General features: G+C 53.2%; 1 protein-coding gene. It reads right to left on the bottom strand.

Features of this window, described 5'->3' with window-relative positions:
* The coding region (locus Q5741_RS21415; protein WP_305026138.1) for an RHS repeat domain-containing protein at positions 1 to 1,817 on the bottom strand (1,817 nt) is incomplete at both ends.

Consider the following 1,817-nt stretch of genomic DNA (forward strand, 5'->3'; position numbering starts at 1 on the left):
TGGCCTTCCGAGCTGGTGAGGATCCGGTTTAGGGAATCGTAGGTAAACTCCCCGCTACTCTCTCCATCGCTGCGGCTCGTGATATTGTCGTTGTTGTCATAGCCGTACGTATACGTTTTGGTGAAACCGTCCGCAGACTGGTTCAACTTGCTGAGTCGTCCAAAGCCGTCGTTAATATACGTTGTCGTCAGCTTGCCGCCTGCCAGTCGGGCCTGGTAAAGCTGGGAGGACTTCTTGTAGTTCTCGTCGCTGCTCTCCAGATTGTCGCGGTAGATATATTCGGCTTCCACCTGCGAATCGACCAGCACCTGCTTCAGCTGATTATCCTGATTATACAGGTAGGTAGTTGTGACCCCAAACGGGTCGGTCATGCTCTTGCGCAGGCCGTTATCGTAGTACGTGTACTGAATGGATGTCCCATCCGGATACGTGACTTTCTTAAGCTGGTTGTCCAGCTGGTATTCGTACTTTGTGGTGCCGGTTTCGTCGGTCATCGTCTTGCGCAGGCCATTGTTGTAGTAGGTAAAGCTGCCCTGCTTGTCGCCGCTGGACCAAGCTTTCAGCCGGTTCAATTCATCGTATTGATTGAGAACGCTGGTTCCTTCACGTGTTTTTCCGCCTGTGATATTGCTGTTATCGTCATATGTGTAGGATTCCTGCCCGAGGACCGAATCGGTCTTCGAGAGACGGCGGCCAAGCTCGTCATAGCTGTAGCTCAGCTTGGACAGATCCGGGAAGACCTTCTCGGTCAGGCTGCCCAGCTTGTTATATTGATAGCTGGTCGTAAGCAAAGCCGAGCTGCTGTCTGCGGTCTGGGTCACATCCTGCAGGCGGTGAAGTCCGTCACTGCGGAAGCTGGTCGCCATGCCATTCCCGTCCGCAGCCTGCATGCTGAACGGATCTCCGTTCACATCATACGTCTGCGTCGTGGTGATCGACTCGCCTGTCAGATCGTTATTGCGCCGAGACTGCGTTACACGCCCGATGGCATCCGTTGTTGTCGTGATTTTCTCACCGTAATCGGTAGTGTTGGTCGCCTGATCCAGCGCATCATTATAGGCATAACCGAGAATCCGGCCTTCGGCCGATGTCTCTGCCACCAGATCTCCGTTGGCATTATATTCGTAGCGGGTAATATGTCCCTCCCCGTCCTGAACATAATCCAGTTCGCCCAGGTCGTTATAGTGATTCGTCTGCAGGGTATAGAACTTGGTGTTGTTGTTGCTGTCCACTTTCTGCAGCTGAATGGCATAAGGACGTCCTAGTCCGTCGTAGATCTGGCGTGTTTGTTTGCCCTCCTCATCTGTTTCGGTCATCACAGCCTGCTGTGCAATGGTGTCATAGGCAAACGAGTAGCTTCGTGAGGACGGAGCCCCCTCCCCGCTTAACGCAGGATGTGTTACCTTCGTAATCCGTCCGACCTTGTCATATTCATAACGCTCGGCGGAGCCTGCCGGTGCCTGCTTGGCAACCGCATTGCCATCAACATAAGCCGTAACGCGGCCTGTCGGTAGATCATATTCGTAACGCTCTTCGATCGTCTTCGGCGTGCCGTTCACCGTTATATGCTGCTTGATGCTTGTTGGATAAGCGTTCTTGTAAGCTGCACTGTAGGCGATCTCTGTGCGCTGGGTCTGATTATTATCCAGCTGGAGCTGAACTTCGCTCACATTGCCGAAGGTATCGTATTGATAGCTCGTCACGCGGCTCGCGGACTGAGCATTCGTATCCTGGTAGTTTTCCGTTGTCTTAAGGATATGAGGCAGAGCGGGATCGGTTGTATAGACAATGTCGTCAACAGGGATACCGGCCTCCAC

The organism is Paenibacillus lacisoli (assembly GCF_030580655.1).
Taxonomy (GTDB): Bacteria; Bacillota; Bacilli; order Paenibacillales; family Paenibacillaceae; genus Paenibacillus; species Paenibacillus lacisoli.